The organism is Luteibacter sp. GL_149 (genome assembly GCF_057834065.1).
Genome location: NZ_CM174395.1, coordinates 3411801 through 3438645 on the forward strand (window position 1 = coordinate 3411801; position 26845 = coordinate 3438645).

The 26845-nt window shown below is 63.0% G+C and carries 19 protein-coding genes; 2 read left to right on the top strand and 17 right to left on the bottom strand.

What is annotated here, in order from left to right; all coding sequences use genetic code 11:
* Window positions 1-91: 91 nt before the first annotated feature.
* Window positions 92-1789, top strand: a complete 1698-nt coding sequence (locus tag AC3IR3_RS15035) for a proline--tRNA ligase (RefSeq protein ID WP_489193282.1) — start codon at window positions 92-94, stop codon at window positions 1787-1789.
* A gap of 194 nt (window positions 1790-1983) precedes the next feature.
* Window positions 1984-2304, top strand: a complete 321-nt coding sequence (locus tag AC3IR3_RS15040; protein WP_489193284.1) for an H-NS histone family protein — start codon at window positions 1984-1986, stop codon at window positions 2302-2304.
* 67 nt (window positions 2305-2371) lie between these two features.
* Here AC3IR3_RS15040 and AC3IR3_RS15045 read toward each other — a convergent pair whose 3' ends face one another.
* From AC3IR3_RS15045 to AC3IR3_RS15125, 17 genes are all read right to left on the bottom strand, one after another.
* Window positions 2372-3652, bottom strand: coding sequence for a threonine/serine exporter family protein (locus AC3IR3_RS15045; protein WP_489193286.1), 1281 nt, complete (start codon window positions 3650-3652; stop codon window positions 2372-2374).
* Window positions 3640-4092, bottom strand: coding sequence for an NfeD family protein (locus AC3IR3_RS15050; protein ID WP_489193287.1), 453 nt, complete (start codon window positions 4090-4092; stop codon window positions 3640-3642). Before AC3IR3_RS15050 ends, AC3IR3_RS15045 begins: the two co-directional genes overlap by 13 nt.
* Before the next feature lie 4 nt (window positions 4093-4096).
* A complete protein-coding gene (locus AC3IR3_RS15055) occupies window positions 4097-5071 on the bottom strand; it encodes an SPFH domain-containing protein (protein WP_489193288.1) in 975 nt (324 codons plus the stop codon).
* A 49-nt stretch (window positions 5072-5120) separates the two neighbouring features.
* Entirely contained in the window at window positions 5121-6491 is a 1371-nt protein-coding gene (locus tag AC3IR3_RS15060) for a sensor histidine kinase (RefSeq protein ID WP_489193289.1), read from the bottom strand.
* A 45-nt stretch (window positions 6492-6536) separates the two neighbouring features.
* On the bottom strand, window positions 6537-7871 hold the full coding sequence (locus tag AC3IR3_RS15065) for a sigma-54-dependent transcriptional regulator (protein ID WP_489193290.1): 1335 nt from the start codon (window positions 7869-7871) through the stop codon (window positions 6537-6539).
* A gap of 90 nt (window positions 7872-7961) precedes the next feature.
* The gene (locus AC3IR3_RS15070; protein ID WP_489193292.1) at window positions 7962-9176 is read right to left on the bottom strand and encodes an ABC transporter permease; all 1215 of its coding nucleotides are present in this window, start codon (window positions 9174-9176) and stop codon (window positions 7962-7964) included.
* Window positions 9177-9184: 8 nt separating this feature from the next.
* Window positions 9185-10489: an ABC transporter permease gene (locus AC3IR3_RS15075; RefSeq protein WP_489193294.1), complete on the bottom strand. Its 1305-nt coding sequence runs from the start codon at window positions 10487-10489 to the stop codon at window positions 9185-9187.
* A 23-nt stretch (window positions 10490-10512) separates the two neighbouring features.
* A complete protein-coding gene (locus AC3IR3_RS15080; protein WP_489193296.1) occupies window positions 10513-11739 on the bottom strand; it encodes an ABC transporter permease in 1227 nt (408 codons plus the stop codon).
* 11 nt (window positions 11740-11750) lie between these two features.
* On the bottom strand, window positions 11751-13058 hold the full coding sequence (locus tag AC3IR3_RS15085) for an ABC transporter permease (RefSeq protein WP_489193298.1): 1308 nt from the start codon (window positions 13056-13058) through the stop codon (window positions 11751-11753).
* Window positions 13059-13139: 81 nt separating this feature from the next.
* A complete protein-coding gene (locus tag AC3IR3_RS15090) occupies window positions 13140-13856 on the bottom strand; it encodes an ABC transporter ATP-binding protein (protein ID WP_132143804.1) in 717 nt (238 codons plus the stop codon).
* A 62-nt stretch (window positions 13857-13918) separates the two neighbouring features.
* Window positions 13919-15190, bottom strand: coding sequence for an efflux RND transporter periplasmic adaptor subunit (locus AC3IR3_RS15095; protein WP_489193301.1), 1272 nt, complete (start codon window positions 15188-15190; stop codon window positions 13919-13921).
* Window positions 15191-15351: 161 nt separating this feature from the next.
* Window positions 15352-15912 carry a hypothetical protein gene (locus AC3IR3_RS15100; RefSeq protein ID WP_489193302.1) on the bottom strand — a complete coding sequence of 187 codons (561 nt, stop codon included), beginning with the start codon at window positions 15910-15912 and terminating at the stop codon, window positions 15352-15354.
* A 121-nt stretch (window positions 15913-16033) separates the two neighbouring features.
* Window positions 16034-16225: a hemin uptake protein HemP gene (gene hemP, locus AC3IR3_RS15105; RefSeq protein WP_489193303.1), complete on the bottom strand. Its 192-nt coding sequence runs from the start codon at window positions 16223-16225 to the stop codon at window positions 16034-16036.
* Between the two features lie 186 nt (window positions 16226-16411).
* Window positions 16412-16909 carry a chemotaxis protein CheW gene (locus AC3IR3_RS15110; RefSeq protein ID WP_489193304.1) on the bottom strand — a complete coding sequence of 166 codons (498 nt, stop codon included), beginning with the start codon at window positions 16907-16909 and terminating at the stop codon, window positions 16412-16414.
* Entirely contained in the window at window positions 16906-18615 is a 1710-nt protein-coding gene (locus tag AC3IR3_RS15115) for a chemotaxis protein CheB (protein ID WP_489193305.1), read from the bottom strand. Before AC3IR3_RS15115 ends, AC3IR3_RS15110 begins: the two co-directional genes overlap by 4 nt.
* Window positions 18608-24604 carry an Hpt domain-containing protein gene (locus AC3IR3_RS15120; RefSeq protein ID WP_489193306.1) on the bottom strand — a complete coding sequence of 1999 codons (5997 nt, stop codon included), beginning with the start codon at window positions 24602-24604 and terminating at the stop codon, window positions 18608-18610. Before AC3IR3_RS15120 ends, AC3IR3_RS15115 begins: the two co-directional genes overlap by 8 nt.
* A gap of 145 nt (window positions 24605-24749) precedes the next feature.
* The gene (locus AC3IR3_RS15125) at window positions 24750-26783 is read right to left on the bottom strand and encodes a methyl-accepting chemotaxis protein (protein ID WP_132144633.1); all 2034 of its coding nucleotides are present in this window, start codon (window positions 26781-26783) and stop codon (window positions 24750-24752) included.
* Window positions 26784-26845: the final 62 nt, after the last annotated feature.

Sequence of the window (26845 nt, forward strand, 5' to 3'; positions counted from 1 at the left end):
GCCCTTGAGCCGGGTTCCGCGCCGCCCCGGACGGGCGCGCGGCCATGGTGCACGCCTATAATCTCCTTCTTTACCCCGGATCTTCAGACTCATGCGTCTCAGCCAGTTTCACCTAGCCACCGTCAAGGAAGTACCCGCCGACGCCGAAGTCGCCAGCCACAAGCTGATGCTGCGCGCCGGGATGATTCGCAAGCTCGCTTCGGGCCTGTACACCTGGTCGCCGCTGGGCCTGCGAGTGCTGCGCAAGGTGGAAAACGTGGTCCGCGAGGAAATGAACCGTGCCGGCGCCATCGAAATGCTGATGCCGTCGGTACAGCCGCGCGAGCTCTGGGAAGAAACCGGTCGCTGGGAGAAATTCGGCAACCAGTTGCTGAAGATCAAGGATCGCAAGGAGCAGGACTTCTGCTACGGCCCGACGCACGAGGAAGTCATTACCGATTTCGCGCGCAACGAACTGAAAAGCTATAAGCAGCTGCCGCTTAATTTCTTCCAGATCCAGACCAAGTTCCGCGACGAAATCCGCCCGCGTTTCGGCGTGATGCGCGCGCGCGAATTCCTGATGAAGGATGCCTATTCCTTCCATCTGACCCACGAATCGCTCGCTGAAACCTACAAGGTGATGTACGACGCCTATTCGCGCATCTTCACCCGTCTGGGACTGACGTTCCGCGCGGTGGACGCCGATACCGGCGCGATCGGCGGCAGCGCCAGCAACGAATTCCAGGTACTGGCCGATTCGGGCGAAGACGCCATCGCCTTCTCGGACGGTTCCCGCTACGCCGCCAATATCGAACTGGCCGAAGCCCTCGCGCCGACAGGCGAGCGCCCCGCGCCGTCCGCCGGCTTGATCCGGGTTCCGACGCCGACCCAGCGCAGCATCGACGAAGTCTCCGCTGCGCTCAGCGTGTCGCCGGCACAGTGCGTCAAGACGATCATCGTGCGCGGCCGCGAAGGCCTTGTGGCGTTGTGCGTCCGCGGCGACCACGAACTCAACGAAGTGAAGGCGGCCCACCTGCCCGAACTGCCGGATGAGTCCGAGCTCGCCAGCGAAGAGGAAATTATCGCCGCCATCGGCACGCGCCCCGGTTTCATCGGCCCGGTCGGCCTGCCCGAAAGCATTCCGGTCATCGTCGATCGCAACGCGGCCATGCTGGCGGACTTCGTCTGCGGCGGCAATCAGGACGGCACCCACTACACGGGAGCCAACTGGCAGCGCGACGCCCGCATCGACCGCGTGGTCGATCTGCGCAAAGTCGTCGAAGGCGATGCCTCGCCGGACGGCCACGGCACGCTGCACCTGGCACGCGGTATCGAAGTGGGCCATATCTTCCAGCTTGGCCAGAAGTACGCCGAAGCCATGGGAGCCAACGTCCTCGACGACCAGGGCAAGCTCGCCACCATGTACATGGGTTGTTACGGCATCGGCGTCAGTCGCATCGTCGCCGCCGCCATCGAGCAGCGTCATGACGACGCGGGCATGATCTGGACGGATGCCATGGCGCCGTGGCGTGTCGCGGTATGCGTGATCAATCCCAAGAACTCGCCGGAAGTCAGCGAAGCGGCCGAATCGCTCTACCGGGAACTGTCGCAGGCCGGCATCGAAACGGTGCTGGACGACCGTGGCCTGCGCGCCGGCTCGATGTTCGCCGACATGGAACTGATCGGCATTCCGCATCGCGTCGTCGTCAGCGAACGCGGTCTCGCCGCCGGTACCCTGGAATATCGCCAGCGCACCGAAACCGAAGCTCGCGCCATTACCCGCGACGACCTGCTGGCACTTCTCGCTTGAGGTTTTCAGATTAATCGTATTAAAGCCTATTAATCGAACGCGGTAGTTTTACGAAAAGCCGGGCTTAAAGCCCGGCTTTTTGCATTTAACGTACGCGTGGGCGAGAATCGGCAGGTAATTCACCATGAGCATTCCCGCGAACGACTCATGGTGCGGGGCAATAGAGTTCAACCAAAAAAAATGCGGAGTTTCCCATGGCGGTCGATATCAAAAATCTCAATCACAATCAGCTGAACGATCTGATCACGAAGGCACAATCGCGTCAGAACGAATTGCGCAAAGACAAAGTGGTGAAGCTGCGCGAGAAAATCCACGCGCTGATCAAGGCCGAAGGCTTCGTATTCGACGACGTATTCGGCGCACGCGGCAAGGTAAAGCGTGTCGGCGGCACCGTCGCTCCGAAATATCGCAATCCCCTCAGTCCCGAGCAGACCTGGTCCGGTCGCGGCAAGCGCCCGCGCTGGTTCAACGAAGCGCTGAAGGCCGGTAAGAAGGAAAAAGACCTTCTGGTCTGATTCCGACGCATCGATCATAAAAAACGCCGGCGCCATGCCGGCGTTTTTTATGGTCGATCGCGGACGATTAAAGCGAGCGGCGCGGTGCCACCAGCAAATCGCCGAACAGAAGGCCCGCGACCAGCGACACCAGCAGGGTGATGCCGAGCAATCCGGTATCCATGCCCAGTGAGGCGTCCCGATCCAGTAAATAGGACACGCTGCGGAAACTTACGCTTCCCGGCACCAGAAGAATAATCCCCGGTTCGCGTACTACCGCTCCGGGCTGGTGCGCGAACCGCGCATATACATTGCTCAATGCGCCGAGCAGCACCCCGCCAATGAATACGCCGACCGGCGCACCGGGCAGCGAACCGGAAATCGAGCCGCCCCAGCGTGTGGCGAGATAACCCAGAATCACCGCCCCCATCACGACCAGCCAGTCGCGCCGCGCCGCGCGAAACAGGATGGCGAAGGCGAAGGAACCCAGAACCAGCGACGGCCAGTCGGCCCAGGCGGGCAATGGTGGCACCACGTAATCGTGGGTCTGGATGCCGATGGCCTCGCAAACCTGGCTGGCCGCGACGGCGCCGAACGTCAGCTTGAGCAACGTGGCGACGGCACCGCCCATCCGCGCGACACCCGCCACGAGATGTCCGCTGGATATCTCGCGTACGGCGGTCGTCAGCGCCATGCCGGGAAGCAGCACGATGAGGCTGCCGAGAATGACCGACTTTAATGCCAGCGGCACGATATACGCGCTGACGACGGTAGCGATGACGGTCGCCACCATGGCGCTGATGGCTTCGCTGGCGACGGCGAGACGCGGACGGGTAGCGGACGCGACGGTAATGCTGCCGATGACGATGCCGATGAAGCCCGCCGTGATCAGGTCCACCCACGAGCTGTGCAGCAGCAGCGCCACGACCGTGGCGGCGGCCAGACCGTAGCTGGCGATCAGACCGGCCTGCGCACGCCGGGTATCCGGGGCACCCAGCGCACGCAGCGACTGGAAGCCCTCGCGCAGCCCCATCTGCCCATCGATGACCGCGTCCGCGATGCGATCCGCCTCGCACAGACGCGCAAGGTTCACATCGCCGGGCGGCAAGCGCATGACCTGGGTGACCTGCGCCACGCCTTCGTCGCCCTGCGCCTGGTCGGCGAAGGACACGATGATCGCGGTGGGACTGGACCAGACATCGGCGACCAGGCCAAGACGCTGCGCCACGCTGGACATGGCGCCTTCCAGGCGCGGCGCCGTGGTGCCGTACTGATGGAGGCGCCGGGCCAGTTCGACGAGGAACGCGATCCGCGTGTTGATCGCCGTGGTGGCGAACGAGGTCGGGACGTGGGTTCCTACGACGCCCATGCCTTTACCTGCAGCGTCGTGCCGTCCACACCCGTGACTTCCACCTTCGTGCCCGCGGGCAGGTCTGGTCCGCTGACCAGCCACATGCCATCGCCGACGCGCGCTTTGCCGCGACCGTTGACGATGGGCTCGATCAGCTCGTAACGCTGACCGATCATCTGCTCGCCACGACGATTGAGCCGTTCGTTGCCCGCCGGAATGCGCTCGATGCGCGGCCGGACCAGCTTCCAGTAAACGAAGCAGGAAACGAAGGCGAAGGCGGCGAAAATCACCGCCTGCGCGATCGGCCCGAGATCGGGCGCGGCCAGCAGCACGATGCCCATCGCCGCCGCGGCGATGCCAATCCACAACATGAAGTAGCCAGGCAGGATGACCTCGCCACCGATAAGAACAAGAGCGACGATCCACCAGAGATAATGCAATGCCACGTCGGCCCCCATGTCGTCAGCGAATCGGCGGCGGTGTACGTACGTCCGCACTCGCATTGTTATGCGTCGCGCGTGCCTGCTGCTGGGAACTGAGCGAGTCCTTCGCCAGCTCGGCGATACCCGCCAGCGAACCCAGGATGCCGGTCACCTCGATCGGTAGCAGCAGCATCTTCTGGTTGGGCGACTTCGCCATTTCCTTCAGTGCCTCGACGTAGTTGTTGGCCACGAAGTAATTGAGCGCGTTGACGTCGCCGCCAGCGATCGCCGTGGATACCATGGTCGTCGCCTTCGCCTCGGCTTCGGCTTTGCGCTCGCGGGCTTCCGCTTCACGGAACGCAGCCTCTTTCTTGCCTTCGGCTTCGAGAATGGCGGACTGCTTTTCGCCTTCCGCTTTAAGGATGGCCGCCTGCCGGTAACCCTCGGCATCGAGGATGTTCGCGCGCTTCTCGCGCTCGGCCTTCATCTGGCGCGCCATGGCGTCGACGAGGTCGCGCGGCGGCGAAATATCCTTGATCTCGATGCGGGTGACCTTGACGCCCCACGGATGGGTCGCTTCGTCGATCACGCCAAGCAACTTGGCGTTGATCGCATCGCGCTGGCTCAGGCTTTCGTCCAGGTCCATCGAACCGAGCACGGTACGGATATTGGTCATGATCAGCGCGAGTGCCGCGCCTTCGAGGTTGGCGACTTCGTACGCCGCCTTGGCTGCGTCCAGTACCTGATAGAACACCACACCGTCGACTCGCACGACAGCGTTGTCCTTGGTGATGACGTCCTGCGACGGAACGTCCAGCACCTGTTCCATCATGTTCATTTTCCGGCCGATGCCGAAGGCGAACGGAATAAGGAAATGCAGGCCCGGTGTGAGAGTGCCCGTGTACTTGCCGAACAGCTCGACGGTCCACTCATAACCCTGCGGCACGATACGGATCAGTTTGGCGAGGACGACAACCACGACCATGACGACAACCAGCGCGACGATACTTCCCATTCCCTCTACTCCGGTTCCTGTGGATAAGGGGGAGTATAGGTGAACGTCGTCAGGGCAGCGGCAACAGAAGGCTGACGCGCAACCCGCCGCCTTCGCGGTTGGCCAGTGCGATGCGGCCGCCATGTGCTTCCGCGATCTCGCGCGCCAGCGCCAGGCCCAGGCCGGTGCCGGAGCGCTTGGTCGAATAGAACGGCAGCAAGGCCTGTGCCAGCACCATTTCGTTCATTCCCGGCCCACGATCGGCGACCTCGATCCGAAGCTCGCGGCCGATGACGTGGAGACCCAGAGTGACCTCCTCCGGCGCGCCTCCGGCCTCGTGCGCGTTCTTGATCAGGTTGATCAGCACCTGCTCGATCTGGACCGCGTCGAACCGTCCGGGCTGCTCGGGTGCGGCGGACTCCAACCGGAACTCGCAATGGAGCGCCAGCGCGTCGAGGAAGGGCTTCCACTCGATGGATTGCGGCTGAGGGCTCGGAAGCTTCGCAAAACTCGCATAGCCGGCGATGAAACCATGCAGGTGTCGCGCGCGATCGCCTATGGAAGCGAATACGCCGGGCAGCCGCTCCAGATCGCCCCGTCGCACCAGTTCGGCCCCGGAATGCGACAGCGAGGAAATCGGCGCGAGTGAATTGTTGAGTTCGTGACTGATCACGCGGATCACCCGCTTCCACGTCGCCACTTCTTGTCTGGAAAGCTCGCGCGTCATGCGCCGATACAGCTGAAGGCGATGCGGCCGGCCCTGCAGTCGGAAATTGCGCTGCGAAAGATGGAAGGTTTCCTCTCCTCCATCCATCTCGACGGTCAGCAAGGCGTCCTCGCCCCCCTGCGCGGCCTTGCGCAGGGCTTCGGGCATCGTGGCCAACATATCTTCGAAATTCAGCCCGGCCAGTGTCCGGCCTTCGTTGAACAGATGACGCGCCGCAATATTGGCGTAGGTCACCTTGCCCTGCGCGTCGGTCAGCACCAGCGCAACGGGCGTGTTCTGCACCACCGTATCGAGCATGAGCTCCCGCTGGGCAAGATGCTGACGCTGGTCGCGCAGGGTCTGGCCCAGCGCGTTGTGCATATGGATCAGATCGCCCAGCTCGTCGCTACGCGACGAGGCGATGGAAACGCTGAAGTCGCCATCGCGATAGCTGGCCACGGCGCTTTGCAACGCGCGCATCAGGCTGCGCAGCGGCTGCATGACCGCATGCGCCAGCCATGCCGACAACGGCAGCAGCACCAGCACGCTGAGCGTGAGCGCACCCCAGGGACCGATCGGCTCCGAGACCACGACCGGGTGTTTCGGCGAACTGCCCATCCAGTTGATCAGCTGCGGTAGCGGCCATTCGGTGACCGATGCGAAGACGAGCGCACCGACCAGCGCGGAGCTGCCGATCAGGATCGTCATCCGCCCTTCGAGGGACATCTTTCTCATGCACGCACTCCCCTATCCCCCGGCGACCGTCGCAACGCTATCAGATCACGTCGCCAGGCCGTAGCGCTCCATGCGACGGTACAGCGCCTGCCGGGACAACCCGAGCGAATTCGCCGCGCGACTGATGACGCCGCCGGCCGAAGCCAGCGCCGCCTCGACGGATTCGCGTGTCGGTTCGTCCAGGTTGCGCGCCGCGACGGAAACCGCGGTCGGAAGGTTCAGATGCGTCGCCTCGATACGTCCCTGTGGCGCAAGCAACGCCGCACGCATGATCGCGTTCTTCAGTTCCCGTACGTTGCCCGGCCAGCTATGCGCCAGCAGCGCTTCGCGAGCCTCTTCCGTCAACGAAGCGCGCTCTTCGAGGAAATGCTCGGCCAGCGGCAGGATATCGTCGGTGCGTTCGGCGAGCGGCGGCAGGTTCACTTCGATGACGTTGAGCCGGTAATAAAGATCTTCGCGGAACGTTCCCGCACGGATCATGCTCTTCAGGTCGGCGTTGGTCGCGCTGATGACGCGCACCTTCGCCTGACGCGTGCGTCCGGAACCCAGCCGCTCGAACTGTCCCGTTTCCAGCACGCGCAGTAGTTTCATCTGGCCCGGAAGTGGCAGGTTACCGATTTCATCGAGGAACAGCGTACCGCCGTCGGCCATTTCGAAACGGCCTTCGCGCGCCTTGTTGGCGCCCGTATAGGCCCCGGCATCGGCACCGAACAGTTCGGCTTCGATCAGCTCGCCGGGTAGCGCACCGCAGTTCACCGCGATGAACGGGCCGCGACGGACCGGCGAGTTGGCGTGCACGATAGCCGCGATGCGTTCCTTGCCGGCACCGTTGGGGCCGGTCACCAGCACGGGGATATCGGATCGGGCCACCTGGCAGGCCAGTTCGATGGTGCGGCCCATGCCTTCGGAGGCGAAGACCAGACCGTCGAGTTCGTATTTGCTTTGCAACGCCTCGCGACGCTTGCGCCGTTCGATGCGGGCACGCGTGACTTCGCGTGTGGATTCGGACAGCTCCAGCAGGTTCTCCACCGTCTGAAGCAGCTTGGCGTCGTCCCAGGGCTTGGCGAGATAGTCGGCGGCGCCGGCCTTCACCAGTTCGACGGCGCTTTCCAGATGCGTCCAGGCGGTCAGCAGGATCACGGGCAGGTCCGTATGCCGCGAGCGTATCTCCCTGAACAGCGCAGAGCCTTCCTCGCCCGATGTGGTGTCGGCCGTGAAGTTCATATCCTGGATGACGACGTCGATCTGCTCGCGCGCCAGGATGTCGAGCCCTTCCTCGGGGGTATGCGCTACCAGCGCACGGATATCCCGCAGGGAGAGCGCAAGAGAAAGCGCCTCGCCCACCGCGGGGTTGTCATCGATAATCAGTACGGAACGCATGATGTCCTTTCGCATGCAACGATGGATGCCGCCGCCGACGAAAAGGTTGCAACCCCGTCGACCCCCATCGGCATTATGCCCGGCCCGGGGTCATCCGCGGGTCGCCACGACGGGGGGAACGGAAGCGGCCCGCAACGCCGGGCCGAGAACGGCGGCCTGACCCAGCAGCCAAAGCGATACTGCTCCTACGGGGAAATAGATCGCCGGGAGGCGCGGCAATTCGTAATGGACCATCAGGAAAAGATTGATTCCATAGGCCAGCGCCATGCCGATACCGATACCGATCGTCGCGAGCAGGAAATTCTCGGTCTGGAAGTAACGAAGGATGTCGGTCTTACGTGCGCCCAGCGCGCGACGTACGCCGATCTGCCGACGACGCTGGGCGACCCAGAAACTACCGAGGCCGACAATGCCGAGCGCCGTAATCAACAGCAACGCGAAGCACACGGCAACGAGCAGCCCGGTCATTGCCCGCTCCCCGGCGAAGAACTCGTTACGGACATCTTCGAAGGGTCGTTTGTTCGTCACGATGCGACGACTGTCGAGCTCCTTGAGTTTCGCCACGCCTGCGGCAATAACCCGATCGCGATCGCCGGGTTTCGTGCGAAGGATATAGCTCGCCCCCATGTCCATCGTCATCCGGAGAGGATAAATCATGCTGTATTCGGCGGCCTTGTAGTCGAAAATAGACGGCCGGACCAGGCTCTTCACGACACCGACCACCCGTACCGCGTCCGTACCGCTCCAGATTTCCTTGCCTAGCGCGCTTTCGCCCGGGAAGAGCCTCTTCGCCAGCGTTTCGGTGATGATCACGACATTCGGTGACGCGCCGGGCTTTGCTGCGCGGTCTTCGTCGAACCAGGTGTATTCGCCCGGATCGAACTTGCGACCCGCGATGAGTTGCAGACCGAAGGTTTCGATCACGCCATCGCCGAAATATTGCGTGGCGCTTGCCGTCCCCACCTTCTGCTCGGCGGTGAGCTTGATCGACGAGTTCCAGGACGCGTTGCCGAACGGTATCTGATTGACCAGTACGGCGGACTCGACGCCCGGAATGCTGCGCAGTGCCGCGATGTCTTCGAGCGCGCGGGCATGAGCGTCTTTCGGTTTGCCGATGCCCGACATCGTGATCTGGACGAGCTCGTTCTCCACGATACCGCTACTCAAATGGATACGATCGAGGCGCTGACCGATCAGGAATACAGCATTGCAGACGATCGCGCAGGTCAGTGCGATCTCCAGAATGACCAGTGCCGCCGTGGTTTTGTGTCGGCGCAGGGTCGAAAGAATCGGAAGAATGTCCATAGTCACCGTCACTGGGATTTCAGTTGCAGTGCCGGCGCGATCTGGCATGCGCGCCATGCGGGCAGCAGCCCGGCGACAAGCGTTGCGCCGACGGCCAGCAGGAAGGTAGTGGCGAGCATGGACAAGTCCAGGTGCGCGAGCGATGCGTATTTGTCCGGCTGCAGCCGGACAAGCCACAGTCCGAGTATCGCCAGCAGCAGACCCGCCAGACCACCCACCAGTCCTACGATGCCGGCTTCGGTCAGCAACTGCGCGAAGATAGCCCGACGCGACGCGCCGAGCGCGCGGCGAACACCAACCTCACCGGACCTGCGCATGAACTTGGCGAGCATCAGGCCCACGGTATTGACCAGGCACACCAGCAAGAAGCCGAATGCCAGCCAGGTTTGCAGTTTGACATCGCCCGGCACGACCTTCTGATAGTCGAGCCAGCCCATCAGATCGCGCAGACGAACGTTCGGCGGGCGCTCGAAGCGGCCGAGTGCATGCTGTTCCTGCGAGTAATGCTGGAGAAATTCCTTATACGCCGTCGCCTTCTCCGCCGTATCGAGTTGTACCCAGTACTGCAGCCAGACGCAGTCGGCGCTTTCGAGCTGGTCTTCGGCGCCGGACCCCTTGCCCCAGCAATCCACGGACCCACTGCGCCCCAACACGAGAGCACGGGAGGTCGAGAGCGGAATGAACACGCCCTCCGCCTCGGAATAGCCGCCCATATTGAGATCGTAGAAGTGTGGACTCGGCCTCCAGTCGGCCAGTACGCCAATAATGCGAAGATCCGAGCCGTTGACGCGAAGCGTGCGGCCTGTGCTGTCGACACCACCGAAAAGCTTGTCGTTCAGCGCCGAATCGATGACCGCGATACGCGCCTTCGAATCGTCCTCCTCCGGCCCCCATGCATGTCCATAGCGGAACGGGACCTCGAACATCGGGAAGAAATCGGCTGTCGTATAGCGCGCGCGCGAATAGAACGGATCGATGCTTCCATTGTCCGGCTGGATGGGTACCGCACCACCGGTCATCAGGGCCTGACGATCGCCCCGATGGGCCCGCAACAGGTTCATCCCGTCGACCCAGGTCACCTGGTTGGCAGGCTCGCTGTCGGGCTCGTAGCCATCCAGCGAACGCGCGTCCAACTGCGGATAAAACAATGTGTGACTGCGGCCCGGCAGCGGATCTCCCGAGAGCACGTGAAGCACGGTGAATGTCGTCATGCTCGCACCGATACCAAGTGCCACGGCGAGTATCATCAACGCGGTAAGCATGCGGTTGCGCCGCAGGCTCAGCACAGCCAGTTCAATGTAATAGCCGAACATCTATATCTCCGTATGGCTTCGCTTCAGACCGTACGCGTCGCTTCAACCGGCGATACACGCGATGCGCGCAACGCCGGTGCCAGCACCGCCGCCTGCCCCAAGGCAAGCAGGGCCACAACACCCACCGCAACATAAGTCAGCGAAAGCCGCTCCATTTCGAACCGGGTGAACAGCCACTGATTCATGCCGACCGCAAGCAGGGAACCTACGATGACGCCACCCAGCGCGATAAGGAAGTTCTCGGTCATGAAGTAACTGAGGATGTCGCTTTTCGTGGCGCCAAGCGCCCGGCGAACGCCGATCTGCTTGCGCCGCTGGCCGACCCAGAAACTGGACAGGCCTACGATGCCCGCCGCCGTAATCGCCAGCAGCACGGCACAGACGATACCCATCAGGATCGCCATGCCGCGATCGGTTTCGTACGCCCGTGCGCGGACCTGCTCGAACGTGCGGATACCGGTTTCCTCGGGAATGACGCGCATGCGGCTGGTGGCGTACAGCGTCTTGGGAAGCGCTTTCAGCATCGCTTCCTGCTGTCCTGGCCGCGTACGGACCACGAAGTTCTGATAGTTGCTGTCGAGAATAGCCGGAAGCACGGCGGCGTTCTGGTCGAATTTGCCCGCCCACGTACCGACCCAGGGCACCTGCAGCTTCTCGACCACCCCGATAACGGTAGAAGGCTTGCCTTCCTGCGAGAGATAGATCGTCTTGCCCAGCGCCTTGCCGTCCGCGAACAACTTCTGCGCGAGAGCCTTGGTAATGATGACCTGCGGCAGGGACGTCGAATTGCGCGGGTCCAGCGAAATGACTTCGCCCGCGTTGAAATTGCGACCTTCGATCAGCTTCACGCCAAGCGTCTTCAGCGCATGGTCGTCGATGAAGTACAGCGTCGTCGACGTGATTTCCTTTTTCGCATCGGGTTTCAGACGCACGCCCATCGACCAGCCGCCGTTGCGCAGCGGATAGGAGTTCGTCGCGTACGCATCTTCCACGCCCGCCAGGTTACGAATGGCGGCGAGGTCCGTTTTCACCGTGGGCGTGAAGCTCGTGCCCGGCCCGACATATCGGTTGGCGATCGCAATGACATTGGTTTCGTCCATGCCCGTGGTGCGCGACAGCCGCGAGACGCGCTGCTCGATGATGAACAGCGCGTTGCATACGATCGCCAGGGTCAGCGCGATCTGCAGCGCGATCAGGATGGTGCCTGCCTTGTGCCGGCGAAGCGCGGCGAGAATCGGTTTGATCTGCATGACACCGCCCCTTAGTTGGATTTGAGCTGCCACGCCGGCTGCACCTGAGCGGCGCGCCACGTGGGATAGAAGGCCGCGATCAGCGAGGCGGCGACAGCCACCACCAGCGTCAGAAGAATCAGCGCGGGATCCAGCGTTGCCAGACGGGCGATGTCCTTGGGAAACACCAGCCCGACACCCAGCACACCGACACCCGTCAGGATCAGTCCCAGCAAACCGCCCGCAAGACCCACGGTCCCGGCTTCGATAAGGAACTGCGCATAAATGGTGCGACGGGAGGCGCCGAGCGCCCGACGTACGCCGATCTCCGGTGCGCGCCGCATGAACTTGGCAAGCAGCAAACCCACCGTATTGACGAGACAGATCACGAGAAAGCCGAGGGATACAGCCAGCGAAATCTGCGACTCGGGCGGAACGACATGCTGCACGTCGAGCCATTCCATAACGTTGCGCAGCCGCACATTCGGAGCCCAGCTGAAGCGCCCCGCGCGCTGCTGTTCCGCCGCGTAGCCTTCGAGGTAGCGCTTGTATGCCGCGGCATCGGCCTTGCTGGGAAGTTCGACCCAGAACCCGTTCCAGATGCACTCGGAACGAACGTAATTGTCCCAACCCTCTCCCGGATCCTTCGCGCAGTTGTTATTGCCGTTGGTCGGCAACTGCAGATCGACAGCGCGGTTGTAGGGAATATAGAGGCCCGGCGGATCGTCGAAGCCACCGGTATTAACGACGTCGAAGAAGCGCGGCTGCGGATTCCATTCATCGATGACGCCCGTCACCCGGAACAGACGGCCATCCAGATTCACCTGCTTGCCGACGCTCTGACCACCGTTGAACAGTTTGTCGTTGAGCTTTCGATCGATGACGATCACGCTGGCATGCTTATCGTCGTCCTCGGTCGTCCACGGACCGCCCTGGAGGAACGGCGCGTCGAACATGGGGAAGAAGTCCGCCCCGACCGCATAAGACCCCTGACGCATCGGAAGACGCGACGGGTCGTCCGGAATGACCGAAGGACCGATCGGATAGATCGCGGTCTGCCGGTGCGCCTGTTTCGCACGTCCGAGGGCCACGGCATCGATATAAGTCAAAGCATCCGGCGGCTCGCCCTTCTCGGTATTTTCCGGTCCCCAGTTGTCGACCTGCACCATGTAGAGCACGTCGGATTTCTGCGGAATCGGATTGCGCGATGTCGCGCGAAACACCGAGTAAGTGGTCATGGACGCGGCCACACCGAATCCGATCGCCATGACCATCAGCGCGGTAAGCATTGGATTCCGGCGCAGACTGCGCAGGCCGAGTTGCAGGTAATAGGCGAACATGGCTATCGATCCCCAGCATGATGCGGCATTAACCGCCTTTGCGCGGCAAACGCCGCGCCCCTCCCCGAACGACTGGCTGGTTTACGAGTTCGCACCGACAAGATGCGCATTCGCATGGAAGCGCGGGTCTTCGGCAAGATCGACCACCTGGCCATCGATGACGTGCACGTTGCGCTGCGCGCGCGCAGCCAGCTCCGGATCATGGGTCACCATGACGATGGTCGCACCTTCGCGATGGATCTCTTCCAGCAGTTCCAGCACGCTGCGAGCCATCTGCGTATCGAGGTTCCCGGTCGGCTCATCGGCCAGTAGCAGGCGCGGCGAGCCGGCGAGCGCACGGGCAATCGCCACGCGCTGCTGCTGACCGCCGGACAGTTCGGCCGGGTAGTGCTTGGCACGCGAAGCCAGGCCCACGCGCTCCAGCGCATCCATGATCCGCTGCTTGCGTTCGGCGGACTTCATGCCGCGATATCGCAGCGGGACTTCCACGTTATCGAACACATTCAGATCGGGAATCAGGTTGAACGCCTGGAAGATGAAGCCGATTTTTTCGTTGCGAATGCGCGAGCGGGCGTTATCGTCCAGCTTGCTGACTTCCACGCCGTCGAGGTGATACTCGCCGCCCGTGAACGTTTCCAGCAGACCCGCGATGGTCAGGAAGGTCGTTTTGCCCGAGCCGGACGGACCGGTCACGGCGACGAATTCGCCTTCCTTGACGTTGATATTGAAATCGCGCAGCGCATAGGTTTCGACGACTTCGGTGCGGTAGACCTTGGCCAGGTGAGTCATTTTCAGCATGTCGGTTCCCTCTTCGGTAATAGGTAGTTAACGGGGCACAACGGGGCACATGACGTTGCGGATCATCGACTGATCGCCACGTGCGCGGCGCCGTTGAAACCGTCGGTGCCGGAAATCACGATCTTGTCGCCGGCCTTCAGGCCGTCGAGGATCTCAACTTTGTCGATGCTGTTCGCACCGACGCGAATCTCGCGCTTGTCGGCAATGCCGTCGTGCACGACATAGGCATAGCGGCCGCCGCTTTCATCCACGAACGAACCGCGGGCCACCGTGAGTACGTTGTCGCGCTTGTCCAGGAGGATGCGCACCGACAAACGCTGGTTCTGCCGAAGCTGCTGCGGCGTCTCGCCGTCGAAGCGCAGACGCGCCGACACTTCGCCGTTGACCACTTCGGGCGAAATCGCACTGACCTTGCCCTGCCAGACCTTGCCGTTACCCGTGATCTCGCCCGGCATGCCGATGCCCAGATCGCGTGCGAAGCTTTCCGGCACCTTCATTTCGACTTCCAGCGCCGAAAGATCGATGACGCTGAGCAACTGTGCGTCCTTCGCGACCGTGGCGCGTTCGGCGATGAAGAGCTGACCGACCTGACCGTCGACGGGCGACTTCACGTCGAGGTCCGCGACCTGCCGTTCGAGGTCCTGCACCAGCAGCACCTGCCGGTCGTGGGCCAGGCGCTTGGACTTCACGTCGAAGGTCAGGCTGTCGTTGTCCAGATTGCGGTCGGACTCCGCATGTTTGGTCGTGATGACGGCCTTCTCGACCGTCGACTTGGCCTTATCGACGTCCATGCTGGGCACGGCGCCCTTGCCGAAGGCCTTTTCGTAGCGATCCTGGTCGCGCTCGGCCGACCGCTGGTCGATGACCGCGTTGTCATAGGCCTTCTGCAATTCCAGCTGCTTCTTGCGCGCATCGATCTGTGCACGCAGGAAATCGACTTCCATCGCATTCGCGGCGGATGTTTCCTGTGCAAGCTTGCTGGTCAGTTCCGGGCTGGTGATCGACGCCAGTACCTGGCCCTTTTTCACGACGTCGCCGGCATGAATTTTCAGAACGACCGCGCCTGGCGATGTCGCGTACAGCGTCGGACTGACCGCGGCGACCACTTTCCCTTCGGCAGCGATATCGCGCACGAACGGGCCGCGTTCTACGGTCGCGAAGCTCAGACGGGATCCACTGACCGATGCATCGGCCGAAAACATTGTCATGACTTTCGGTGCGGCGAATACGCACAACGCGACGACGGCAACGCCGGCGCCCGCAAGCATGAGCTTGCGCTTATGGTTCGGACGAACTTCGACGAGACGGTCCTGTGCGGAGGTGTCGCGGATCATTGCAGATTCCCTGGCCACGGACAGCGTGGTTACGAGGGGTATTCAGCAAAGGTCGTGCCATGATGAAGAACGACAAAAATCATTGACGAGTCAGTAAGTTATAAATGCACCGTTTTGCGCGGCCGGTGTCCGCGGACACCGGACACGGACACCGGGGACAACTAGCCGGACATCGCAACCGATTCGGACAACGCGATATCGCGCGCGACGCCCTGCCCCAGAACGGAGATGCGCACAGGACGCGAACCGAGCACGTCCAGCTCCGCGACACGGTGCCGGATGAAGCGCAGGACACGTGCCCGGGTCATGCCGCAAATGTCGGTGCTTTTGCCCCAGCGGGCGGGAACGTCGACGGGAATGCCGCCCACGAAGAGACCGTCCCAGGCGAGATAGTCGGTGTCCGGAAGCAGATAGATGCGCGCAAGCAATCGCCCGGCATCGTCGGCGCACTCGATCCATTCGCGCGGACCTTCCGACGTAACGGCACAGGTAAGACCGACGTAACGCGTGCACAGCAGCGGAGCAAGTTCGGCATGCTCCACCAGACATCCGGCGAACGGGACGTCATCCGTCGATTCGCGTCGTGGAAGAGCGAGATAAAGCACGCCGCCAAGCTGCGCGAGTCCCTCGATCAGCGGACGTGGTGCCACAGCAAGCCACTGCGTGACGGGGGTGGAACGAGCGCGCGCATGCACGCCAAAGGTAGCGAGCCAGCCGAACATAACGTCTCCATGAGACTTCCGAACGATGGATAGCCCGGCTGGCCGTCCATCCATTGGACATGAGCTGGCGATAGGCTCGGGGGAGGAACGAACGCGCGGACGGTTAACCGCCCTGCCCGCTTTACTTGGTGAGGATGAGCTTGTCGTTACGCGTCAGGCGCAGGTGATACTCACTGCCCTGATGCTCGATCACCAGCTCGCGCGCGCCTTCCAGCAGGTTCTTGCTGGCGACGCGGCGTGCCGTCGCGGACGGTCCACGCAACGCGACGATTTTATCGCGCGCTGGTGCTTCGGTCAGGGGAAGCGCTCTCATCAACATGGTCAGCTCCGCATGGGGGTAGGTGCGGAGTTGATGATAGTGATTCTCATTTGCATGTCAATAGGCCGATGAGGCGTTTCGGCCTCGCTGTGGCACGGCGAGGGGGCCGGCCGGTTCCACCCAACGCCACAACAAACCGCAACGCGCTTCCAGCAAAAAGCGGGTTAAAGCCCATCCGCATCACTCAGCGACGCGAATGCCCTCATCGTCCTCAAGCCCAAGCAACCCCACAAGCGTCTCTTCCAGCGCCTCGAGATCGGGAATAATCGCCGTATCGTCGCGCACCAACACCTGCGCACGAACCCCGAACGGCAAATCGCTTCCGTCGTGCGTAGGCAAAATCAGTTCCGCATTCAACGTCGTCAAACGCGGAAATCCCTGCGTAAGTACGGCGATAAACGGAAGTCTGGGATGGTTCCCCAACGCTTTCAGCACGGCAACGCGAGATGCCATCGGAACATCCTCGTCGCCTGCCTTGGCCAGATGCGCGAACGACACCAATGGCACCTTCCAACCGCGATATCCGATCCGGCCCGGCAACCACTCCGGCGCATCGGCGACAGGCTCGGGCTTGGTGAGCGTAATGACTTCGGCCACTGCCGCATTCGGCAGCAACAGGCGAACGCCGCCGCTGGGAATCAGTACGCAGCGAATTTCGCGCGGTAACGGTTCGCTCATGAGAGTTCCTCGATCAGTTTCTTGACGAGCGCATCGACATCGCCGGTAAAGCCGGCGACGCGTTCCTCGCGGATGCCTGCCACCATCTGGCCCGCGGCATCGTCTTCGGGTGTTTCGATCCACACACGACCGCCCCGGTCGTATACGGCCTGCGAACCGGCCACCGCGTCATTGGCGTGGCCTGCGAACACAATGGCCAGCGCATCCGAACCGAAATCGGTGGCGAGCGCACTGAAGATGCTGTCGATCGACGGTCCCTTCGCGCGCCGTCCATTGTCGTCGTCCTTTACGGAGACGGCGCCGTCGCGACGGATCTGCACCAGCGATCCGCGCGGTACCACGACGATATCGCCATGGTGTACGGCCATGCCGTTCGCCGCGGCGAACGACTTCCGGCCCGCCGTCGCCGAGAGGCGCTCGACAAGCGCGGCGGTATCGCCGTCGTGATGCTGTGCTACCAGAATGACGGCGGGAAGCCGGCCCGACATGCGGCCCAGGAAGCGGCCAAGCGCCGCTTCGCCCTCGTTCGTGGCACCCAGCGCGACGATGCGTCGCACGGCGCGGGAACCACCTTCGAGGAACATTTCGTGCGCGAAGTCGCCATCGGTACGTGGCGCCACGGCTTCTTCCATCGAGACCAGTTCGAGGCTGAGGCCTGGCTTCAGGTCGTGCGAACCATCGTCGACGATGTCTTGTGCGAGATATTCCGCGGCGCTGATGGTCTGGATGCCGAACTGGCCCGGATCGGTCGGCACGGTTTTCTCGACGACGATGGTGTCGTGATCGATCAGGTCCCACTCGGGCGCCGGCGCCGGCACGAATTCGGTCGAGCGCGATTCGATCTCGAGGGAACCGACCGCGTCGGTCGAAGCAGCGGCCATGTCGTCCACGGCGGCCAGTTCGAACCGGCTCAGGTCGAATTCGCGTTCGACGGATACGGGCGCGGGTGCCGCTTCATCCACTACTTCGAAGTTCGACAGATCCAGTGATGCCAGCTCGGTCAGTTCGAGATCGGCGGACGGCAGGGTATCGAGGCCGTCGGAGTCGAATGCGTGACTGTCGTTCTCTGCAAGCAGTGCTTCGAGCTCGGCGGCTAACGTCGTTGCATCCGCATCGGTTTCGTTGCTTCGGGCCTCGTCGAACGACGTGGAGAATTCCAGCTCGTCGAGATCTTCCTCGACGGTAGCCACCGGTTCGCTCGAGGATTCGGGCTCGTATACAAGGTGATCGATGGGTTCGACAGGTGCCTCGAATGTGTCGGCGGACACGACCTCGGCCACGGGCTCGTCGATGAGCGCATCGGGTAGCTCGACAGCGGCTAGTCGCGGCTCGATCGCGCGTGCGTCGGCGGGACGCGGCGGGTCTACCGGTGCATCGCCAACGAGTTTGGCGGCGAGGTGGCGCGCCCAGCGCGCACGATCCCAGCCGGCAAGATGACGCGAGGAATCCGCATCGTTGAACACCAGACGTGGATGGTCGCCTTCGATGGCGTCGTAGAGACGGTCCAGATCGGCATCGGACGGATTGTCCAGGTCGACGACAACCACGTCGGCCGACGAACCGACCAGCGCGGCCGGTGCGAACGACTTAAGGTCGGATGCGTAGACGATGCTCGCACCCAGCTCGATGAGTGCCTCTCGAAGATGCGTACTGAGGCTCGCGTCGTCGAACAGCAGTGCGACCGCCGATGGCTGGCGCTCAGCCATGGGTCACTCTCAGCACGTCGTTGATCTGCACGATGAGATCGCTCTCCTGGTATGGCTTGCCGATGTAACGGTCGACGCCGATATCGAACGCGCGCTGGCGATGCTTATCGCCGGTACGCGAGGTAATCATGATGATCGGCACGTCGCGCAGGCGGCTGTCTGCCTTCATGTGCGTCGCGAGTTCGTAGCCATCCATCCGCGGCATCTCGATGTCGAGCAGCATCAGGTCCGGCACGCGGTCGTTGAGTTTCTCCAGCGCGTCGACGCCATCCTTCGCGGTGGCGACTTCGAACTCGTTGCGTTCCAGCACGCGGCCGGTAACTTTGCGCATCGTGATCGAATCGTCGACCACCATGACCAGCGGCTTGGTCCGGATTTCGTCCTGTGCGTGACCGATGGCAGCGATACCCGCTTCTGCCTCGAATGCGCGGCGTGCAAGGCCGTGACGCACGAGCGGCGCGAGATCCAGAATCATCAGCACCGAGCCGTCGCCCATGATCGTCGCACCGAGGATACCCGGCACCGAACTAACCTGCGGACCGACCGGCTTGACGACGATTTCGCGCGAACCGATCACGGCGTCGATGCGAATGGCACCGCGCAGTTCGCCGCTTCGGGTGAGAAGCAGCGGCAGTTGCGCTTCGTCGGGCGCATGGACGACGTTCACGCCGAGCAGCTGCGCAAGATCGTGAATGGCGTAGTTCTCGCCTGCATAGCTGAACTGCGGATCCTCCGACGCCACGCGCTCGGCAAGATCTTCCGGAGAAATGCGTGCCACGCCCTGCACCGAGGTCATCGGAATCGCGAAGTTCGATTCGCCGATGCGCACGATGATGGCCTGGGTTACGGCCAGCGTGAACGGCAGACGCAGCACGAAGGTGGTTCCGACGCCGCGTTGGGATTCGATCCCCAACGTACCGCCGAGCTGCTTGATTTCGTTTGCCACGACGTCCATGCCTACGCCACGACCGGCCACCTGGGTGATTTTTTCCGCGGTGGAGAAACCCGGAACCTGCGTCAGTGCGAATAGCTGGTCGTCGGAGATACGAGCATCGGCGCGCAGCAGTCCGCGATCGATGGCCTTGCTGCGGATCGCGTCGCGATCCATGCCCGCGCCGTCATCGCTGAGGCGAACGACGACTTCGGTGGCTTCGCGTGCGACCTGGATGCGAACCATGCCTTCGGCGGGCTTGCCGGCGCGCTCGCGCTCGGCGGGCGATTCGATGCCGTGCGCGACCGCGTTGCGCAGCATGTGCTCGAACGGCGCCTTGATGCGATCGAGCAGATTGCGATCCATTTCGCCGTGCGCACCTTCGACCTGCAACTGGGCGCGCTTGTCGAGATCCTGCGCGGCCTGGCGTAGCGTACGGCGGAGGTTGGGCACCATGGCGTCGAACGGCAGCATGCGGGTCTGCATCAGACCGTCCTGCAGTTCCGCGTTGACGCGCTGCTGCTGGAGCAGCAACGTTTCGGACTGACGGGTCAGGTCGTCGAGGATCGTCTGAATCGACACAAGATCGGACACCGACTCGGCGAGTGCGCGCGAGTACTGCTGCAGCTGCGAGAAGCGATCGAGTTCGAGCGGATCGAACGTCGACAGACCGGTCTCGCGATGCTCCTGGTGGTAGCGCGCGATGATCTGCGTTTCCGTTTCGATTTCCAGCATGCGCAGCTGGCTGCGCAGGCGGCTGACCGTCTGTTCGTGCTCGGTCAGCGTCGAACGGAAGCTGGCGATCTGCTGTTCCAGACGCGAGCGGTAGATCGACACTTCGCCCGCGTGGTTCACCAGCGTATCGAGCATGTCCGCGCGAACGCGGATCTGTTCCTGCGGCGAACGCTGGACTTCTTCTTCCTCGAATTCCGGAAGCAGCTCGGGCATATCGCGCATGACCGGCGTGGGACGCGCGGCCTCGCGTTCGTCGCGGAAGCTTTCCAGCGTATCGGTATCGGGTGCGATCGGTGCACCGGCAAGGCGCGCGAACGGTTCGATATCTTCATCGGTCAACGCGATGGGATGGCCGAGCGCAATCTTCTGAACCAGGCCATGCAACTTGTCGAAGCCAACTTCGGTCGCCTCGATCGCGGCACGGTCCGGCTCGCGCTGTCCGCCGGCAACGGCGTCCAGCAGCGCTTCCATCGCATGGGACAGGTCGCCGACCGGCGCCATGCCAGCCATGCGCGCACTGCCCTTCAGCGTATGCAGGTCGCGCTGAAGACCGGCGACATGCTCGGGCTGGTCGGGTTCGACACGCCACTGCGCAAGCACACCGTCGGCGTGATCGAGGATCTCGCGACCCTCTTCCACGAAGACTTCGAGTAGATCGGGATCGATATTCGCGTACGGCGAGATCTCGGGCACGAGAGCCGCGATCGGTGCTTCGACGACGGGCGCTTCGACAGCCGGTGTTTCGACAGCCAATGCTTCGACGGCAGGCTCTTCTTCCGCGACATGCTCGTCGTCCGACAGGGCTTCGGACACGTCGACCAGCGACGCATCGGCGACGAGATGTTCCTCATACGGCGTTTCGGCAACCACTTCGTCGAGCGATTCGTCGTAACGTGGCGTTTCGCCATCGTGCGACATCGGCTGCGCGAGCGTAGCCGGATCGTCCGTCGATGCTTCGGCCACGCTGGGTTCGTCGACGGCGAGGTCGCCGACCAGCGCCTTCCACGCGGCGTCTTCCTCGGCGTCGTACTTTTCGATGGTCCTGATCGATTCGGGGCTCGCGTCGACCTCGAATTTCTCGAATGCCGCCAGCAGTTCGGCGGTGAGATCCTCGTTCGTCGAAACGGGCGCCAGCGGTACCGCTTCGATACCGGGAATGTCATCGTCCGCGTCTACGACGGGCTCAGCCACCGGCGCGAATTCGTCATCCGGCTCGTCGACGAGCCATTCGTCGTCGACCACCGGCTGCACTTCGTCGACATGCACGGCTTCCGCCGCCGGTTCGGAGAACCGGGTGTCGACCGTGCCCTCTTCCTCGTCGTCCAACGGAACAGGATCGGGCTCGTAAAGCACATGCGCTACCGTGGCTTCGGGCTGTTCGTCGCGCAACGCGGCGATACGCGAAGCCAGCGCCGATGCTTCGCCATTCGGCACAACGGGATTCGTCTCGTCGAACAGCGTCATCACGTGGTCGACAAGATCCGCCGCCTTGCCAAGCACCTCGACACCGTCGGCATGCAGCGGCACGCCACTGGCACGGACGCGCTTGATCAGGCCTTCCAGCGGGGCCAGTACCTGGATCAGTACCGGAATATCGACCATGCCGATGGCGCCATGCAGCGTATGCACCGCACGCAGCAGGCCATCGTCGACCGGCAGTTCGCCGGTCCCGGTACGTGCGAGATTGGCGCGGATGGTCTGCTGGTACTGCGCGACTTCCGTGCGCAGGATGTCCAGCAGCACTGCGTCGACCGGCGGCAGCGCCGGAGCGGCATAGGTGTCGTCCGCGAACGACAGCAGCTCCGTCGCGTCGTCCGTCGTGGTACCGGCAACGGAGGCGAACGAACCGGTCGGGACCTCGGCGATCGTGTCGCGCGGAACGCGACGCTTCACCTTGGTGCGCACGGTCTGCATCGAACTGCTGGCCACGTTCTCGACGTAGGCGCTTTCGCCCGCCGCGATTTTGTCGGCCGTTTCCATGATCGCGGCGATCGGTGCGGCCGGCGTCGTTTCGCCCTGCAGCGCCAGCTTGAGCTGCGGCAGTGCGTCGATGGCATGGCGCACCAGCGCCTGCACACCGTCGTGCGGCAGGATCGTGCCATCCAGTACACGGTTGAGCATGTTCTCCACTTTCCAGGAGAACTCGCCCAGGAGACGCGCGCCGACCAGGCGACCCGAACCCTTCAGCGTGTGGAACGAACGACGAATGGGGGTGAGTGCCTGAATCTGTTCCGGATCGGTCATCCACGCGGACTGCGCCGCGAGCAGGTTGCCGATTTCTTCCTCGGTTTCTTCCAGGAAGATGTCGCGAATTTCGTCGTCGATGCCGTCGACCGTGATCTGGAATCCGGCGAATTCGGCGTTGCCGTCGCCGCCGACTTCCTGCTCGACTTCTTCTTCGATCTCGACCCAGTCGCCTTCTTCCGACGCAGCGGCAACGGCCGGTGCGACGGGTTCGTCTTCCACCGGTTCGTCGATGACGTCGAACGTATCGGCGAAGGTCGCGACCGTCTCGCCGTGGTCGGCGCTGCTCTCGGGCACCGCGATGTGTTCGACCGCCGTCTGTTCGATGGATTCGAGCTCGTCGCCCAATCCACGTACCCCGCGCTCTGCCGGCACAGGCCAGTAGCCGAGATCGGCCAGGCTTTGCTGCGTCACGTCGAGAATGTGTTCGAGGCCGCCACGATGCTCTCGTGCGGCTTCCAGGTAGTACTCCAGCGCCGCCAGCGAATCGGCAAGACGGTCCATCTGCGTGCCGGTCGGCACGCGGCGGTCGCCAAGCAGTTCGCGATGGATGAACAGGCCGATGCCATCGGCGAGATCCGCCGGGCGCGTGGCATTCAGCATGCGCATGGCGCCGCCGATTTCCGCCATCAGTTCCGGCGTGCCATTCAGGTATTCGTGATTCCACGACGACTCGACGAAGGAAACGATCGCGTCCTTCACCTTGCCTGTGTTCGTGGTCGCTTCGCGCATCAGCGTCGCGAGAATGTGACGCGCTTCGCTACGCGGCAGCGGGTGATGACCGCCTTCCGCGTCGACATGTTCCTCTTCGGCGCCGAGACGCTCGATGTGATCGTCCAGCGACGCTTCGACGTACAGCAGCGCGCCGGCGACATCCAGCAGCGATTCTTCGTCGGGCGTGCGCTGGTGCGTCGCGATTTCTTCGATGATGCGTCGCTGCTCGTTCACAACGCGACGCGGTACCGACAGCGCCAGCATGCCGAGCGTGTCGCCTACCCGCTCCAGCACTTCGGCCTGTGGGCCGAGCTGAGCCGGATCGCCATCCGGACGGCGCAGGAACAGGTCCAGCGCTTCTTTCACGCGCAGCAGATCGTCTTTGATCGCCGCGGAGACTGTATCCAGCAGAGCACGGTTGTGACCGGACATCGATCCGCGCGCGTGCTCCACTTCCGCGGCATCGGGAAGCAGGCCGTCGAGCCGATAGGTCTGGCGCAACTCGTCCAGACGCTCGCTGCCGGGCTTCGCCTGCGCGACGTAATAAAGGAGCTTGCGCGCCAGCTCGTCGGCATCGCCGCTCTGCAACGCTTCTTCGCCGCCCTCGACGAGTTCACGGATGCAACGGTCGACGCGACCGATCAGTTGGCGAACATCGCCCGCATGGGCGCGCAGCACGCCGCGCTCCAGACCTTCGAGTACACCGGCGGCAATCCACCACAGACGGCGGCCTGCGATCGTATAGCAGCGCGCAGCCAGCGAATCGAGCGTGGCGCGCATGCCCAGCAACTGGCGATCGTTACCCTGCCCACGGAACCAGGCAAGCAACTGCTGCTGGAAACGGACGCGCAGGCCGGCGATTTCCGGCCGGTGCATTTCGGCAATGGACGGATCGGCGGCACCGGGTGCCGTCGCCGGCAGCATGGTGTCGAGATTCGGTGTGAACAGCGCGGATTCGTGTAGCGACTGTTCGCCGCGGCTAGCGCGCAGATCGTTGAGCAGCGGCAGCAACACGATGGGCACGTCGCGATGACCGCTCTGCAGACGCTCGAGATAGTCGGGCATCTGCATCATGCCGCGCATCAGTGCCGCATAAGCCTCGTCGCGCTGCGCGACACGCCCCTCGATGAGGGCAGCCACCAGCAGTTCCATTTCACCCACGACCATCGCGGCGCCGTATAGCTCGACCATGCGCAGCGTGCCGTGGACCTGATGCAGGTCGGCGGCGCAGGTATGCATGACGAACGTGTCGCGCGGGTCCTCCACATAGGACTCTAGCGCCTGGCGTGCCTTGGCCAGGGCGTCGTCCAGCTCGGCCTTGACCCAGTGCAGCGTGGTGAAATCGTTATGGTCTTGAAGTCTCATCGAACGCATCCAGAAGGTGCGAGGCGCCGGTTGAACCGGCTTGCGAGCCGCTCGCCGCATGAGCGCAATCGCGGACACGCGCGGTCGTGGGCGCCATGCCCATTCGCGCGATCGTCCGGCAGGTAACGCTGCACGCTGTTCACGTTCATCCCGGGAGTTTGAAGTTCGCGACGGACAGGCGCAGATCGTTCGCGAGCTGCGCCAGGTTTCCGATCGATTCGGCGGTCTGGCTGGCACCAAGCGAGGTCTGCGATGTAATTTCCTGAATCACGTTCATCGTCGCCGACGTATCCGTCGCCGCCGCCGACTGCAGGCGTGCCGCGCTGGAGATGTTCTGAATCAGCGCCGCCAGATCGTTCGACACGCGCTCGATATCGCCCAGTGCCGTACCCGCATCTTCCGCCAGTCGCGCACCGGCGACCACTTCGGCGGTGGTCTGCTCCATGGAGCTGACCGCCTCGTTGGTATCGGACTGAATCGTCTGGACCAGCGTTTCGATTCGTTTCGTCGCGCTCGCCGAGCGTTCCGCAAGGCGCTGCACTTCGTCCGCAACGACCGCGAAACCGCGACCCGCCTCACCGGCCGAGGCGGCCTGGATCGCCGCGTTCAGAGCCAGGATATTCGTCTGCTCGGCAATGTCGTTAATCAGTTCGACGATGGAGCCGATTTCCTGCGACGACTCACCCAGACGTTTAATTCGCTTCGAGGTTTCCTGAATCTGGTCACGGATGGAGTCCATGCCCTGAATCGTTTCGCGCACCACTTCCGCGCCGCGCGATGCGATCTGCACCGAGCGCTGCGCGACGTCCGCGGATTCGGCCGAGTCTTTCGACACCGTATCCATCGAGGTCGCGATCTGGTTAATCGCGGAGGTGGCCGAGGTGATCTGCTGCGCCTGTTGCTCCGCCGCGTCGGCCAGATGCATAGCAGTCGCCTGGGTTTCCTGGGCGGCCGCGGACACGCGTACGGCGGTCTCGTTAATCGTGGTGACGAGGTTGCGCATCTCGTCGACCGCGGAGTTCATAGCGTCGGCGATGGCGCCCGTGATGTCTTCGGTCACCGTCGCCTTGATGGTCAGATCGCCTTCGGCCAGCGAGCCCATCTCATCCAGCAACCGCATAATCGCGATCTGGTTGCGCTGGTTGAGTTCGGACGTCGTCTCGAAACGGCGACGCTGGTCGCGGACCAGGAAGAACACCAGGGTCAGCGCGAAGGCAACGGTTGCGATAGCGCCGAGCAGACCGGCCCACACATTGGGGAAAAGACGAGTCACCGGCAGTTTCGCGATCTGCTCCGCCGATTCGTTCGCGCGCAGAAGCACTGACTGGGAATCCAGGGATGCCTGGTTACCCGCGCGTTTCACGTCCTGAAGATTGGGCGAAGCGCTGACAAGCTGGGTCACCGGGTCGGTGAGATCGCTCCAGGAGGTCTGCATGCCTTCCAGGATTTTGCGCGCATTGGCATCGCCGATGGCGCGTACGCCGCCTTCGGGATTGCCGTCCACGAGTCCCTTGAGGACGGAACCGTACAACTGCGCATCGCGCGACAGGCCGTCGGCGGCGGGCTGGGCGGCATCGCCACCCTGGAGGATCTCCTGCACGCGGCGGATCATACGATCGGACATGAGCATCCAGCGGGCGATCGCGAAGGTCTGTTCGACCGAGGCATTCTTCTGCTGGACGATGTTGAGTACTTCGTCGGCGCGCGCGTTGAGCAGGGGCATCTGCTTGGCGAACAGGTCCGCGCGCTCGCCGGAACTCAGTACGAGGTCCTTATTGCCAAGGATCTTGCCGATGTCGGCGTCCAGCTGGTTCCAGGCATTGGCCAGCGCGCCCACCGAGCGCCCCGCCTGCGTCACGTTATTGTCGGCGTATGCGGGCATGCCGGTTTTCACGTCGCCCTTGTTCAGGCGCGACACGGCCGAGTCGATAGTGTTCCGGGTGGCAGCCAGCTCGCGGTAGGAGTCGCGATTGCCGTCAGATGCCTCCAGCGCATACTTCGCAACCTGCTGCGAAAGCACCTGGATCTGGGTCGTCAGCGCAATAGCTTCGCGGTCCTCGCCATTCTTGCTGTTCAACCACCAGAAGTCGACCGAAGCCAAACCGATGGAGAGAAGCAGAAATACGACGATGATCGTATAGCCGCCTTCCCTGCCTGCGCCCCCTGCTGTCGTGCTCATACTCACCTCACCCAAACCTGGCGGAGCCATCGCCGGCCCTTTCGGTCACCAGCGCGTTAGAG